Raw genomic sequence first — 15,371 nt, forward strand, 5'->3', positions numbered from 1 at the left:
AATATCAAATGTTCACAAGAAATAATGAAATAGGATACTTCTTCGGAAGTAGCCTGTCAGTTTTTTGAGTGAGCGACCCGTCAGCAATGACGGTGCCGGTAAAACGGCAAAGTAACAGAGATTAAACTGAAGAGTTTGATCCTGGCTCAGATTGAACGCTGGCGGCATGCCTTACACATGCAAGTCGAACGGCAGCACGGAGCTTGCTCTGGTGGCGAGTGGCGAACGGGTGAGTAATATATCGGAACGTACCCTGGAGTGGGGGATAACGTAGCGAAAGTTACGCTAATACCGCATACGATCTACGGATGAAAGTGGGGGATCGCAAGACCTCATGCTCGTGGAGCGGCCGATATCTGATTAGCTAGTTGGTAGGGTAAAAGCCTACCAAGGCATCGATCAGTAGCTGGTCTGAGAGGACGACCAGCCACACTGGAACTGAGACACGGTCCAGACTCCTACGGGAGGCAGCAGTGGGGAATTTTGGACAATGGGCGAAAGCCTGATCCAGCAATGCCGCGTGAGTGAAGAAGGCCTTCGGGTTGTAAAGCTCTTTTGTCAGGGAAGAAACGGTGAGAGCTAATATCTTTTGCTAATGACGGTACCTGAAGAATAAGCACCGGCTAACTACGTGCCAGCAGCCGCGGTAATACGTAGGGTGCAAGCGTTAATCGGAATTACTGGGCGTAAAGCGTGCGCAGGCGGTTTTGTAAGTCTGATGTGAAATCCCCGGGCTCAACCTGGGAATTGCATTGGAGACTGCAAGGCTAGAATCTGGCAGAGGGGGGTAGAATTCCACGTGTAGCAGTGAAATGCGTAGATATGTGGAGGAACACCGATGGCGAAGGCAGCCCCCTGGGTCAAGATTGACGCTCATGCACGAAAGCGTGGGGAGCAAACAGGATTAGATACCCTGGTAGTCCACGCCCTAAACGATGTCTACTAGTTGTCGGGTCTTAATTGACTTGGTAACGCAGCTAACGCGTGAAGTAGACCGCCTGGGGAGTACGGTCGCAAGATTAAAACTCAAAGGAATTGACGGGGACCCGCACAAGCGGTGGATGATGTGGATTAATTCGATGCAACGCGAAAAACCTTACCTACCCTTGACATGGCTGGAATCCTCGAGAGATCGAGGAGTGCTCGAAAGAGAACCAGTACACAGGTGCTGCATGGCTGTCGTCAGCTCGTGTCGTGAGATGTTGGGTTAAGTCCCGCAACGAGCGCAACCCTTGTCATTAGTTGCTACGAAAGGGCACTCTAATGAGACTGCCGGTGACAAACCGGAGGAAGGTGGGGATGACGTCAAGTCCTCATGGCCCTTATGGGTAGGGCTTCACACGTCATACAATGGTACATACAGAGCGCCGCCAACCCGCGAGGGGGAGCTAATCGCAGAAAGTGTATCGTAGTCCGGATTGTAGTCTGCAACTCGACTGCATGAAGTTGGAATCGCTAGTAATCGCGGATCAGCATGTCGCGGTGAATACGTTCCCGGGTCTTGTACACACCGCCCGTCACACCATGGGAGCGGGTTTTACCAGAAGTAGGTAGCTTAACCGTAAGGAGGGCGCTTACCACGGTAGGATTCGTGACTGGGGTGAAGTCGTAACAAGGTAGCCGTATCGGAAGGTGCGGCTGGATCACCTCCTTTCTAGAGTTTGCACGAACCGGTAACGGTTCACGCATCAAATGTTCACACTTATCGGCTGTTAGTCAAAGAAGAAACAGTAGTCGTAGAAGTTCCGCGTTGGGGCTGTAGCTCAGCTGGTTAGAGCACCGTGTTGATAACGCGGGGGTCGTTGGTTCGAGTCCAACCAGCCCTACCAGTAAAAGCGTCAAACGAAAGTACAAACCTACTTTCGTTTGGTTGATAGCTAAAAACCACTGGCAAAGCCAGATGATTTTTAGAGATCAAAGCCACGCAAGACCCATAGGGGGATTAGCTCAGCTGGGAGAGCACCTGCTTTGCAAGCAGGGGGTCGTCGGTTCGATCCCGTCATCCTCCACCAAGTACTTTGAAAGTGCAAACGTAAGCCAGTCAGGTTTAGGTTTGATCTTTTAGCGATCAAAGCTGTTTCGTTCTTTAACAATCTGGAAGAAGTAAAGATTATTTATTGATCGGTTTGCCGTAAAACGCAGATCGATGGGTAATGATTGTATGTATCAACAAACAAGCAACAACGTTGTACTTTCTTATCCCTGTAGCGCTCTTTTCGTTTGAAAGAATGAAGAGGCTAACGTTATAGGGACAAGCGAATAAGTGCACATGGTGGATGCCTTGGCGATTACAGGCGATGAAGGACGTAGTAGCTTGCGATAAGCTGCGGGGAGTGAGCAAACACACTTTGATCCGCAGATTTCCGAATGGGGCAACCCACCCTTTTAGGGTATTGCATACTGAATACATAGGTATGCAAGGCGAACGCGGCGAACTGAAACATCTAAGTAGCTGCAGGAAAAGAAATCAACCGAGATTCCCAAAGTAGCGGCGAGCGAAATGGGAAGAGCCTGTACGTGATAGTCGGACCGATAACAGAATCCTCTGGAAATAGGAGCCATAGTGGGTGATAGCCCCGTATGTGAAATCGGACCGGTGGTACTAAGCGTACGACAAGTAGGGCGGGACACGTGACATCCTGTCTGAATATGGGGGGACCATCCTCCAAGGCTAAATACTCGTAATCGACCGATAGTGAACCAGTACCGTGAGGGAAAGGCGAAAAGAACCCCGGAAGGGGAGTGAAATAGATCCTGAAACCGTGTGCATACAAACAGTAGGAGCGGACTTGTTCCGTGACTGCGTACCTTTTGTATAATGGGTCAGCGACTTACATTCAGTGGCAAGGTTAACCAGATAGGGAAGCCGTAGAGAAATCGAGTCCGAATAGGGCGATCAGTCGCTGGGTGTAGACCCGAAACCAAGTGATCTACTCATGGCCAGGATGAAGGTGCGGTAACACGCCCTGGAGGTCCGAACCCACTAATGTTGAAAAATTAGGGGATGAGCTGTGGGTAGGGGTGAAAGGCTAAACAAACTTGGAAATAGCTGGTTCTCTCCGAAAACTATTTAGGTAGTGCCTCAAGTATCACCATCGGGGGTAGAGCACTGTTATGGCTAGGGGGTCATTGCGACTTACCAAACCATTGCAAACTCCGAATACCGATGAGTGCGAGCTTGGGAGACAGACGTCGGGTGCTAACGTCCGGCGTCAAGAGGGAAACAACCCAGACCGCCAGCTAAGGTCCCAAAGATTGGCTAAGTGGAAAACGAAGTGGGAAGGCTAAAACAGTCAGGATGTTGGCTTAGAAGCAGCCATCATTTAAAGAAAGCGTAATAGCTCACTGATCGAGTCGTCCTGCGCGGAAGATGTAACGGGGCTAAGCCAGTCACCGAAGCTGCGGATATGCGTAAGCATATGGTAGGAGAGCGTTCTGTAAGCCTGCGAAGGTGTCTTGTAAAGGATGCTGGAGGTATCAGAAGTGCGAATGCTGACATGAGTAGCGATAATGGGGGTGAAAAGCCTCCACGCCGTAAGCCCAAGGTTTCCTGTTCAACGTTCATCGGAGCAGGGTGAGTCGGCCCCTAAGGCGAGGCAGAGATGCGTAGCTGATGGGAAGCAGGTTAATATTCCTGCACCGTCGTATGATGCGATGGGGGGACGGATCGCGGAAGGTTGTCTGACTGTTGGAATAGTCAGTTTCTGCTTCATAGAAGGCACTTAGGCAAATCCGGGTGCGGAATTCAAGGGAGTGGGACGAGTGAATTTATTCACGAAGCAATCGGAAGTGGTTCCAAGAAAAGCCTCTAAGCTTCAGTCATACGAGACCGTACCGCAAACCGACACAGGTGGGCGAGATGAGTATTCTAAGGCGCTTGAGAGAACTCGGGAGAAGGAACTCGGCAAATTGGTACCGTAACTTCGGGAAAAGGTACGCCCCGGTAGCTTGATTGGTTTACTCCATGAGGGTGAAAGGGTTGCAATAAACTGGTGGCTGCGACTGTTTAATAAAAACACAGCACTCTGCAAACACGAAAGTGGACGTATAGGGTGTGACGCCTGCCCGGTGCTGGAAGATTAAATGATGGGGTGCAAGCTCTTGATTGAAGTCCCAGTAAACGGCGGCCGTAACTATAACGGTCCTAAGGTAGCGAAATTCCTTGTCGGGTAAGTTCCGACCTGCACGAATGGCGTAACGATGGCCACACTGTCTCCTCCCGAGACTCAGCGAAGTTGAAATGTTTGTGATGATGCAATCTACCCGCGGCTAGACGGAAAGACCCCATGAACCTTTACTGTAGCTTTGCATTGGACTTTGAACCAATCTGTGTAGGATAGGTGGGAGGCTTTGAAGCGGGGACGCTAGTTCTCGTGGAGCCAACCTTGAAATACCACCCTGGTTTGTTTGAGGTTCTAACCTTGGTCCGTTATCCGGATCGGGGACAGTGCATGGTAGGCAGTTTGACTGGGGCGGTCTCCTCCTAAAGTGTAACGGAGGAGTTCGAAGGTACGCTAGATACGGTCGGACATCGTGTTGATAGTGCAATGGCATAAGCGTGCTTAACTGCGAGACTGACAAGTCGAGCAGGTACGAAAGTAGGACATAGTGATCCGGTGGTTCTGTATGGAAGGGCCATCGCTCAACGGATAAAAGGTACTCTGGGGATAACAGGCTGATTCCTCCCAAGAGTTCATATCGACGGGGGAGTTTGGCACCTCGATGTCGGCTCATCACATCCTGGGGCTGTAGCCGGTCCCAAGGGTATGGCTGTTCGCCATTTAAAGTGGTACGTGAGCTGGGTTTAAAACGTCGTGAGACAGTTTGGTCCCTATCTGCCGTGGGCGTTGGAAATTTGAAGGGGGCTGCTCCTAGTACGAGAGGACCGGAGTGGACGAACCTCTGGTGTACCGGTTGTCACGCCAGTGGCATTGCCGGGTAGCTAAGTTCGGAAGAGATAACCGCTGAAAGCATCTAAGCGGGAAACTTGCCTTGAGATGAGATTTCCCAGAGCCTTGAGCTCTTTGAAGGGTCGTTCGAGACCAGGACGTTGATAGGCTGGGTGTGGAAGTGCAGTAATGCATTAAGCTAACCAGTACTAATTGCCCGTACGGCTTGTCCCTATAACCTTAGCAGGTACAGAGGATAAGACGGTACAACGTTGCGTGTGTGTTGATACCATTCATTACCCCAATCTTTGCTTCTTCCAGATTCATGGCCTTGTCGTCCTACAGGAGACAAGCGTCAGTACAAGTTATGCCTGATGACCATAGCAAGTTGGTCCCACCCCTTCCCATCCCGAACAGGACCGTGAAACAACTTTGCGCCGATGATAGTGCTGCAACCAGTGTGAAAGTAGGTTATCGTCAGGCTTGTTATACGAAAAAACCCCTTCCGGTGATCCGGTTGGGGTTTTTTTACGTCTGGCGCTTGGATACGCCGCTGGTGCTGTCGGCTTACGCTGCGCTAAGCCGACCTACGCCGACCTACGCCTGATCCGACCTACGCCGGCCTGCGCCGACGGACATCGGCCCACATCGGCCAAACCAGGTAGGTCGGATTAGCGCGCAGCGCGTAATCCGACAACATTGTTGGTATGGTGGGATCAGCTACCGCGATAGGTCGAGTATGACCACGGCGATACCACCAGCGGCACGTGGTAGTTCTCATCCGTATGCGCAATGCCGAAGGACAGGGTCACCAGATCGATGAAGCGGGGTGAAGGCAATTCCACGCCCTGGGCGGCGAAATAGTCGCCGGCATTGAACACCAGCTCATACTGGCCCGCCTTCATGCTGTCGCCTTCCAGCAAGGGCGAGCTGCAACGGCCGTCGCTATTGGTCATATCCATCTTCAACAACACTTTGCCTTCCGGCGCGACTGAAAACAGGGCCACCTTGACGCCGGCTCCCGGCCTGCCGTGGGCGATATCGAGTACATGCGTGCTGAGTTTTCCCATTTGCTATCCTGTATATAGGGTGAGTGAATGTGCTTATCTTGCAAATCATATACCTGCATCAGCGGCTGGCTATATGATTGGGCATATAACCAACATTGTCTCCTATAGGCGAGCCACCGCATGAGTACTTATGAAAATTATCCGCGCGATTTGATCGGCTATGGCCGCACGCCACCTCACCCTCAATGGCCGGGAAAAGCCCGCATCGCCCTGCAATTCGTCCTCAATTACGAGGAAGGGGCGGAAAACAGCGTGCTGCATGGCGATGCCGCCTCGGAAACGTTTTTGTCGGAAATGATCGGAGCGGCGGCTTTTCCTGCGCGCCACCTGAGCATGGAGTCGATTTATGAATACGGTTCGCGCGCCGGATTATGGCGCTTGCTGCGCATGTTCGAGGAGCGGCGCCTGCCGTTGACCGTGTTTGGCGTCTCGATGGCCCTGAAGCGCAATCCCGAGGCGGTGGCCGCCTTCCAGGAACTGGGCCATGAAATCGCCTGTCATGGCTTGCGCTGGATTTCCTATCAAAACATGGATGAAGCGACGGAGCGCGCGCACATGCGCGAAGCCGTGCAGATCATCCGCGAATTGACGGGGGCCGCCCCGCAAGGCTGGTACACGGGGCGCGATTCGCCCAATACGCGCAAACTGGTGGTCGAGCATGGCGGCTTCCGCTACGACGCCGATTATTACGGCGATGACCTGCCATTCTGGGAAAAAGTGGCGTACACGGATGCGGCCGGCATGCCGGCCATGCAGCCCCAGCTGATCGTACCTTATACCCTGGACACGAACGACATGCGCTTTGCCGCCATGCAAGGTTTTAATTCGGGCACACAGTTTTTTGATTACCTGAAGGATGCCTTCGACGTGCTGTACGCGGAAGGCGATCCGAACGGCTTGAACCAGCCGAAGATGCTGTCCATTGGCCTGCATTGCCGCCTGGTGGGGCGTCCGGGACGGGCCGCTGCGCTGGCCCGCTTCCTCGACTATGTGCAGCGCCATGAGCAAGTGTGGATCACGCGCCGCATCGATATCGCCGAACACTGGCATGCGACGCATCCTTGCACTGTTTGATGGGTATTGATATTGGATGATAAGTAAAATCAGTCTTTGCATATAGTTGTCCCATATGCCGGTGTTAATCTCCTATACTGGGACTATACCGAGGCCAGCATGTCAGAACCGATCCGCTTTTACTACCGTGGTGCCGTACAGGAAGTACGCAACGCCGCCCCTATGCAGACTGTGTTGCAGCACCTGCGCGAGGATTTGCATTGCACGGGCACCAAGGAAGGCTGCGCCGAAGGCGATTGCGGCGCCTGCACCGTCGTCATCGGCAGCCTGGTCGATGGCCAGGTCGAGATGAAAGCCGTCAACGCCTGCATCCAGCTCACGCCCACGCTCGATGGCAAGGCCCTGTTTTCTGTGGAAGACTTGCAACAGCCCGACGGCGCCCTGCATCCGGTGCAGCAGGCGATGGTCGAGTGCCATGGTTCGCAATGCGGTTTTTGCACGCCCGGCTTTGTCATGTCGCTGTGGGGCATGTATCTGCAGAAAAACGGTGAGACGCCCACGCGCTGCGAAATCGACGATACGCTGTCGGGCAATCTGTGCCGCTGCACCGGTTACCGGCCCATCATCGACGCGGCCAGGCGCATGGGTGAATTGCCGCATGTCACGTTTGATCGGGATGCCGTGGCGCAGCAATTGCAGGCGTTGCAGCGCGGCAGCCTGAGCACGTATGAACATGGCGGCCAGCACTTCCATGCGCCGCGCAGCATCGACGAATTGGTGGCGTTGCGCGCGGAAAAGCCGCAAGCCTGCCTGTTGGCCGGCTCCACCGACGTGGGCCTGTGGGTGACCAAGCAACTGCGCGACCTGGGCGACATCATTTATATGGGCAATGTTGCCGCGCTGAAAACCATCGGCATCGTTGACGGCAAGCTGCAGATTGGCGCAGGCGCCAGCCTCAACGATGCGTATGCGGCGCTGTGCCGGTATTATCAGGACGAACTGTCGGAACTGTGGCAGCGTTTTGCTTCCTTGCCGATCCGCAACGCGGGTACTTTGGGCGGCAATGTGGCGAATGGTTCGCCCATCGGCGACTCGATGCCGTGGCTGATCGCGCTGGGTAGCGACATCGTGCTGCGCGGTTCCGCCGGACAGCGGATCATGCCGCTTGAAAAGTTCTATTTGGGCTATCAGAAGAAAGACTTGCAGCCCGGCGAATTCGTCGAAGCCGTGCGCGTGCCCTTGCCCCGTGCCGAGGTGCATTTCCGCACGTATAAACTGGCCAAGCGCTTTGACCAGGATATCTCGGCCGTGTGCGCCGCGTTCGCCTTCCAGCTCGATGGCGAGCGTATTGTCGATGCACGCATCGCCTTTGGCGGCATGGCGGCCACGCCGCAGCGTGCCGTGCAAACGGAAGCGTTTCTGCGCGGACAGACATGGAGTGAGGAAAATCTGACTATGGCCATGCGCTTGCTGGCCGACGATTACGCGCCTCTGTCGGATATGCGCGCGTCGAACACCTACCGCATGACGACGGCGCAAAATCTGTTGCGCCGCTTCTGGCTGGAAACCCGTCCCGGTGCGCCGTTGCCACCGACGTCCCTCAACGCCTACGCTTGCCGCGCCTGAAAGGACCAGCATGAATTATCCTGCCACGCCCGAACTGCAAGCGGCCGCCTGGGCCGCCGTGGGCAAGCCCAGCCCCCATGAATCGGCGCAATTACATGTGCTGGGGCAAGCCACCTACACGGACGATATCGCCGAACTGCACGGCACCTTGCACGCGGCCTTGGGCCTGTCGCAAAAACCGTATGCACGCATTACGGCCATGGATTTATCGGCCGTGCGCGATGCGCAGGGTGTCGTCGCCGTCTACACGGCGCGAGACATTCCCGGTACCAATGATTGCGGCCCCATCATCCACGACGACCCCATCTTGGCATTTGATCTGGTGCAATATGTGGGCCAGCCCATCTTCATCGTGGTGGCCGATACGCACGACCATGCGCGCCGCGCCGCGCGCCTGGCGCAAGTGTCATACGAGGAATTGCCCGCGATCATGACGCCGCAGGCGGCCAAGGCCGCGCAATCGTATGTGCTGCCGCCCATGCAGCTGACGCGCGGTAATTACCAGGCCGCATTCGAGGGCGCGCCGCATGTGGTCAAGGGCCAGCTGTATGTGGGCGGCCAGGAACAGTTTTACCTGGAAGGACAGATTTCCTACGCCATTCCGAAGGAAGCGCAGGGCATGCTGGTGCTGTGTTCGACCCAGCATCCGAGCGAAATGCAGCACGTGGTGGCGCATGCGCTGGGCGTGCATTCGCACAATATCACCGTCGAATGCCGGCGCATGGGCGGCGGTTTCGGCGGCAAGGAATCGCAGTCGGCCCTGTGGGCGGCGGCCGCATCGATTGCGGCGTCCAAACTGAAGCGTCCCGTGAAACTGCGCGCCGACCGCGACGATGACATGCTGGTGACGGGCAAGCGCCACTGTTTTTACTATGAATACGAAGTCGGTTACGACGACGATGGCCGGATCCTGGCCGCCAAGGTCGACATGACCACGCGCGCCGGCTATTCGGCGGACTTGTCCGGCCCCGTCGCCACGCGCGCCGTCTGCCACTTCGACAACACCTATTATTTGTCCGACGTGGACATCCGCGCCGCCTGCGGCAAGACGAATACGCAGTCGAACACGGCTTTCCGGGGCTTTGGCGGACCGCAGGGCGCCATCGCCATCGAGTATGTGATCGATGAAATCGCCCGCCATTTGCAACGCGATGCGCTCGATATCCGCCTGCTCAATTTCTATGGCCGCAACGATGCGGACGGGCGCAACGTCACGCCGTACGGGCAGAAAATCGTCGACAACGTGATCCATGAACTCGTCGCAGAACTGGAAGCGAGCAGCGACTACCGCGCGCGCCGCCGCGCCATCGATGCGTTCAACGAAGCCAGCCCTGTCCTGAAGAAGGGCCTGGCATTCACGCCCTTGAAATTCGGTATCGCCTTCAACGTCACGCATCTGAACCAGGCCGGCGCCCTCGTGCACGTGTATGTGGATGGCTCCGTGCTGGTCAATCATGGCGGCACGGAAATGGGGCAGGGAATCAATACCAAGGTGATGCAGGTGGTGGCGCACGAGCTGGGACTGGACCTCGAATGCGTGCGCGCCACGGCCACCGACACCAGCAAGGTGGCGAACACGTCGGCCACGGCGGCATCCACCGGCGCCGACCTGAATGGCAAGGCGGCGCAGGATGCGGCGCGCCAGATCCGTGAACGCCTGGCCGATTACGCGGTCAAACTGTACGGTGGCGATGCTGGCACTGTGCGCTTCTTCGACAACCATATCCACGTCCATGGTCACGTCGTGCCGTTTGCCGAGCTGGTGCAGAAGGCATATCTGGCTAGAGTGCAATTGTGGTCCGATGGTTTTTATGCCACGCCCGGGCTGTCGTGGGATGCGAAAACGATGACGGGCCATCCGTTTTCCTACTATGCCTATGGCGCGGCCGTGGCCGAAGTGGTGGTCGACACCTTGACGGGCGAGTGGAAACTACTGCGTGCCGACGCCTTGTACGATGCGGGTCAGTCATTGAATCCCGCGATTGATCTGGGGCAAGTGGAAGGCGCGTTTATCCAGGGCATGGGCTGGCTGACGACGGAGCAGCTGTGGTGGAATGCGGCAGGCAAGCTGATGACGCACGCGCCATCGACCTATAAAATTCCCGGCATTTCCGATTGCCCGGAAGATTTCCGTGTGAAACTGTTCCAGAACCGCAATGTGGAAGACAGTATCCACCGTTCCAAGGCCGTGGGCGAGCCGCCGCTGCTGTTGCCGTTTTCCGTGTTCTTCGCCATCCGCGACGCCATTTCCAGCGTGGGTCACCACGCCGTGCAGCCGCCGCTGAATGCACCGGCCACCAGCGAGGAAATCCTCAAGGCGGTCATGGCCGTCCAAGCGGCGCATGTCGGCGCCTAGGAGCAGACGATGAGCGACTGGCTGACAGCGATGGACAACGACACGCAGGCATCCGTGCTGGTGACGGTGGCCCTGGTCGAAGGTTCCGGGCCGCGCGAGGCGGGCGCGAAGATGCGCGTCACCCTCGATGGCCAGGTCGACACCATCGGCGGCGGTCACCTGGAATTGCGTGCCGTCGAAATTGCCAAGACCATGCTGGCGACAAAAGACACGCATGCGCGGCTCGAGCGTTTTGCGCTGGGCCCCAGCCTGGGCCAATGCTGCGGCGGCGTCGTCCACCTGGCATTTGAATATGTCGATGCCAGCTTGAACGATGTATTATCCGCCTTGCGCGAGCGTCGCCAGCAGGACAGCTGGCGTTTGACGGCGCTCGATGGCGAACCCGCCTCTGCGCTGTTCGATGCTGACGGCAGCTTGATTGCCGGCACGCCAGGCCAGGCGCCCGATACGTTTTCGCGCGAGCGCGCAACCCATGTCGCGCAGGGGAGTGAAGGGCGGCGCTGGCTGGTCGATCGCTGCCTGGCGCCGGGCGCCCATCTGACCCTGTTCGGCGCCGGCCACGTGGGCGCGGCCATCGTGCGCGCGCTGGCCCACTTGCCCTGCAATATCACCTGGGTCGATGAACGCGAAGACATGTTTTCCGCAGCGTTGCCTGCGGGGTTGCCAGCTAACGTGCGCATCGCCGCCACCGACACGCCCGAGGAATTCGTTGCCATGGCGCCGCCGGGCGGCAGTTTTCTCGTCATGACGCATAGCCATGCGCTCGATCAACGCTTGACGCAAGCCGTCATGGAGCGCGAGGATGCGGGCTGGTTCGGGCTGATCGGTTCGCACACCAAGCGCAAGCAGTTCGAGCACCGGCTGCAGGCGCGCGGCGTGCCGGACGAGCGCATTGCGGCCATGGTGTGTCCGATCGGCATGCCCGGCATCCGCAACAAGGCGCCGGCCGTGATCGCCGCCTCCGTTGCCTGTCAATTACTGATGGTGTGGGAGGAAGCGGCCGCGGCCGCCTTGGCCGCACCGCTGCGGCTGGCTTCTGCCGGCGCGCCACCGCGCCGCCGGACACGCGCCGCCATTCATCCGTTATAGAAAGAAGTCATGCCGATTGTTCCTGCCACATTGCAAGCCTACCGAGCCAGCTTGCTGCACTTCCACGCCGATCCCGCTTTTAATGAGGATGCGCACGCCTGGCATGCGGATGGCTTGCTGATCGTGGCCGACGGCAAGATCGTCGCGGCCGGCGATTACGCGCAGCTGCAAGCCACTTTGCCGCCTGGCACCGAGATCGTCGATTACCGGGACAAGCTGATCGTGCCGGGTTTCATTGATACCCATCTGCATTTCCCGCAGACGGAAATGATCGCCTCGCCCGCGCCCGGTTTGCTGCCATGGCTGGAAACGTACACCTTCCCTACCGAGCGCGCGTTTGAGAATCCCGAGCATGGGCGCGATGTCGCCGAGTTCTTTCTCGATGAACTGCTGCGCTGCGGCACCACGACGGCCATGGTGTATGGCAGCGTGCATCCGCAATCGGTCGATGCCTTCTTTGGCGCCAGCGAGGCACGCGGCTTGCGCATGGTGGCGGGCAAGGTCATGATGGACCGCAACTGCCCCGAGTTCCTGCGCGACACGGCCGAGTCCGGCGCACGTGAAAGCGAGGAGTTGATACGCCGCTGGCACAAGCACGGCCGCTCGCTGTATGCGATCACGCCCCGCTTCGTGCCGACATCGACAAATGAACAGATGCACCTGGCGGGCGAGCTGGCGCGCGCCTATCCGGATACCTATCTGCAAACCCACGTGTCGGAAAACGAGGATGAATGCCGCTGGGTGCGTGAACTGCATCCGCAGGCGCGCAGCTACCTCGATGTGTATGACCACTACGGCATGCTGCGCCCGCGCGCCATGTTCGGCCACTGCATCTGGCTCGATGAGCGCGACCGCGCGCGCATGGCTGAAACGTCCTCGGCGGCCGCCATTTGTCCTACATCCAACCTGTTCCTCGGTAGCGGCCTGTTCGATTTCGAGCGGGCCGACGCGGCGCGCGTGCTGCTGTCGCTGGCGACGGACGTGGGCGGCGGCACCTCGTTCTCGATGTTGCAAACCATGAACGAAGCCTATAAAGTAGCACGCTTGAAAGGCAGCTATCTGCCTGCCTTGCGCATGTTTTACCTGGCGACCCTGGGCGCCGCGCGCGCCATGCAGCTGGAAGGCACCCTGGGCAATTTCACGGCAGGCACGGAAGCGGACTTCATCGTGCTCGACAAGCAAGCGACGCCGCTGCTCGAGCGCCGCACGGCTGGCTGTCAAAGCCTGGAGGAATTGCTGTTTGCCTTCGCGCTGCTGGGCGACGACCGCGCCGTGGCCGCCACTTATTCAGGCGGGCAATGCGTGCATGTGCGGGGGCAGGGCTGACCTACCCGTTGTTCAACACGAATTATCCTGAGCGAGAACGCGAATGCACAAGAAACTCACTGGCCTGGCGCTTGGCGCCGCGCTGGCATTGACCGGAACGGCGCAAGCCGCCAAGGCCGTGGCCACTCCGTCTTCCAACGAAGCGGCCACGGCGCGCCATTTTGCCGCCCTGGTGTCCGGTGCACAGCCGAAGACAGCCGAGTTGAGCCTGTTCTTTTCCATGATGCCCAAGGGCGGTGATTTGCATCACCATTACTCGGGCGCCATTTATGCCGAGCAATTTCTCGACTGGGTCGACAAGGAAAACTATTGCGTCAACAAGACGACCTACCGCATCGAAAGCAACAAGGACGTCGTGGCGGCCGAGCGCGCCAAGCCGGCCGCACAGCGCAGCTGCCTGTCGTCCACGGAAGTGTTTGCCGATGCGGGCCTGTATGCGGAATTGCTGCAGCGCTGGTCGACCAAGGATTTCTATAATCACGGCGCCATCCAGACGCCGCCGGACCGTACCTTTTTTGACACCTTCGGCTACTTCGGTCCCGTGGCGTCGACGAATACGGCCGACGGCCTGAAAACCCTGAAGCAGCGTGCCATCGCGGAAAACCTCAGCTACATCGAGACGATTTTCGAGCTGTCGCCCTTCGTGCAAAACGCGCAGTTCGACCAGCAAGTGCTGGCGCCGGGCTTGCCGCCGGCTGCGTTGCAAGCGCTGCTGGCCAGCTGGACCAACAACCTGGACCAGGACGCCAGCTTCCAGAAAAGCATCACCGCCTACAACGACAATGTGAACGCCAGCAGCGCCGGCATCGACGATGCGCACTTCACCATGCGCTACCAGGCGTATGTGCTGCGTTTCCTGTCGCCATCGCAAGTGTTCTCGTCCATGGTGGCCGCGTTCAAGGCGGCCAGCCTCAATCCGCTGCTGGTGGGCGTGAACATCGTGGGCCAGGAAAGCGTGAACGTGTCCATGCGCGATTACAGCTTGCACATGGAAATGTTCAAGTTCCTCAAGACAAAATATCCGAACGTCAAGATCGCCCTGCACGCGGGCGAGCTGGCGCTGGGCATGGTGCCGCCGGAAGGCATGGCTTTCCATATCGCCGAAGCCGTCGATGTGGCGGGCGCCGACCGTATCGGCCACGGCATGGATATCGCCTACGAGCACAATGCGCTGGCGACCATGCAAAAGATGCGCGAGCGGGGTATCCCTGTAGAAGTGAACCTGACCAGCAATGATTACATCCTTGGCATCAAGGGCCAGGCCCATCCGGTCACCCTGTACCGCAAGTATGGCGTGCCCTTCGTGATCTCGACGGACGACGCGGGCGTGTCGCGCAATACCTTGTCGAATGAATACGTGCTGTTTGCCAGCCAGTACAAGACCGATTATGCGGAAATCAAAAAGCTGTCGTACAACAGCTTGCGCTATTCCTTCCTGGCGGAAGCGGACAAGCAGCGTTTGCTGAAAGCGCTCGATGCCCGTTTCACCCGGTTTGAAGCGCAAATTGCGGCGGCCGACAAGGCAGGCAAGAGCGGCAAACCGTAAGTTACGCGACGTTCACAACTGATACTCTCAGGGCGGCCGGATCTTCCGGCCGTTTTCCATTTCTCCCCTCCCTTTCTTGCAATGTGTTTTTGTTAATGTTGTGGCGGCCATGCGACACAATTAACAGCAGATACACGACTTTATCCAATTTCCTGGATGAATCAATTTCAAGTACATATTGCTCATTTATAATCTCGCGCCATAAGCCCGAACGCTGTCAGCACGATATCAATCCAGCTAGTTACCCCATGCTATTTATATTTTAAATATATAAATATGTAAAAAAAATCGTATTTGTCATCCATTTTTTGATGATGCATAGTGAGATGAAGATGATATTAAAAAGTCACAATTCATCTGGGCGATATCGTAAGAAGATGGGTATTTGCAGTAAATAAAGGTGAGATGCAGAGTGAAACAAACAGTCGCGCAGCTAAATGACGACATTCTTCTGC

7 protein-coding genes, 2 tRNA genes and 3 rRNA genes are annotated in these 15,371 nt (G+C 57.0%); 11 read left to right on the forward strand and 1 reads right to left on the reverse strand.

Going from position 1 to position 15,371, the window contains the following annotated elements:
• The first annotated feature begins 123 nt into the window (after positions 1 to 123).
• The 5 genes from D9M09_RS02840 to rrf all read left to right on the forward strand — a co-directional run bounded on the left by D9M09_RS02840 (position 124) and on the right by rrf (position 5,372).
• Positions 124 to 1,654: ribosomal RNA gene (locus D9M09_RS02840) — 16S ribosomal RNA — on the forward strand.
• Positions 1,655 to 1,752: 98 nt separating this feature from the next.
• Positions 1,753 to 1,829: transfer RNA gene (locus D9M09_RS02845), tRNA-Ile, on the forward strand.
• A gap of 107 nt (positions 1,830 to 1,936) precedes the next feature.
• Positions 1,937 to 2,012, forward strand: a tRNA-Ala gene (locus D9M09_RS02850).
• Between the two features lie 237 nt (positions 2,013 to 2,249).
• A 23S ribosomal RNA gene (locus D9M09_RS02855) occupies positions 2,250 to 5,123 on the forward strand.
• 136 nt (positions 5,124 to 5,259) lie between these two features.
• Positions 5,260 to 5,372: ribosomal RNA gene (gene rrf, locus D9M09_RS02860) — 5S ribosomal RNA — on the forward strand.
• Together the 16S, 23S and 5S rRNA genes with 2 tRNA genes alongside form the textbook arrangement of a ribosomal RNA operon.
• 233 nt (positions 5,373 to 5,605) lie before the next feature.
• On the opposite strand, the gene uraH is transcribed toward rrf, so the two are convergent.
• Positions 5,606 to 5,959: a hydroxyisourate hydrolase gene (uraH, locus tag D9M09_RS02865; RefSeq protein WP_034785620.1), complete on the reverse strand. Its 354-nt coding sequence runs from the start codon at positions 5,957 to 5,959 to the stop codon at positions 5,606 to 5,608.
• Positions 5,960 to 6,079: 120 nt separating this feature from the next.
• Here uraH and puuE point away from each other — a divergent pair, with 120 nt between their 5' ends.
• The 6 genes from puuE to D9M09_RS02895 all read left to right on the forward strand — a co-directional run bounded on the left by puuE (position 6,080) and on the right by D9M09_RS02895 (position 14,916).
• Positions 6,080 to 7,033 carry an allantoinase PuuE gene (gene puuE, locus D9M09_RS02870; protein WP_121668530.1) on the forward strand — a complete coding sequence of 318 codons (954 nt, stop codon included), beginning with the start codon at positions 6,080 to 6,082 and terminating at the stop codon, positions 7,031 to 7,033.
• 99 nt (positions 7,034 to 7,132) lie between these two features.
• On the forward strand, positions 7,133 to 8,599 hold the full coding sequence (gene xdhA / locus D9M09_RS02875) for a xanthine dehydrogenase small subunit (RefSeq protein ID WP_070311905.1): 1,467 nt from the start codon (positions 7,133 to 7,135) through the stop codon (positions 8,597 to 8,599).
• A gap of 10 nt (positions 8,600 to 8,609) precedes the next feature.
• Positions 8,610 to 10,955 carry a xanthine dehydrogenase molybdopterin binding subunit gene (gene xdhB / locus D9M09_RS02880; protein ID WP_070311906.1) on the forward strand — a complete coding sequence of 782 codons (2,346 nt, stop codon included), beginning with the start codon at positions 8,610 to 8,612 and terminating at the stop codon, positions 10,953 to 10,955.
• A 9-nt stretch (positions 10,956 to 10,964) separates the two neighbouring features.
• Positions 10,965 to 12,044: a xanthine dehydrogenase accessory protein XdhC gene (xdhC, locus tag D9M09_RS02885; RefSeq protein WP_070311907.1), complete on the forward strand. Its 1,080-nt coding sequence runs from the start codon at positions 10,965 to 10,967 to the stop codon at positions 12,042 to 12,044.
• Between the two features lie 9 nt (positions 12,045 to 12,053).
• Positions 12,054 to 13,370 (forward strand): guanine deaminase, encoded by a 1,317-nt coding sequence (guaD, locus tag D9M09_RS02890; RefSeq protein ID WP_070291085.1) that lies wholly within the window; start codon positions 12,054 to 12,056, stop codon positions 13,368 to 13,370.
• A gap of 43 nt (positions 13,371 to 13,413) precedes the next feature.
• Positions 13,414 to 14,916 carry an adenosine deaminase family protein gene (locus D9M09_RS02895; protein ID WP_121668531.1) on the forward strand — a complete coding sequence of 501 codons (1,503 nt, stop codon included), beginning with the start codon at positions 13,414 to 13,416 and terminating at the stop codon, positions 14,914 to 14,916.
• The last annotated feature ends 455 nt before the right edge of the window (positions 14,917 to 15,371 follow it).

This window comes from Janthinobacterium agaricidamnosum (assembly GCF_003667705.1).
GTDB lineage: Bacteria > Pseudomonadota > Gammaproteobacteria > Burkholderiales > Burkholderiaceae_D > Janthinobacterium.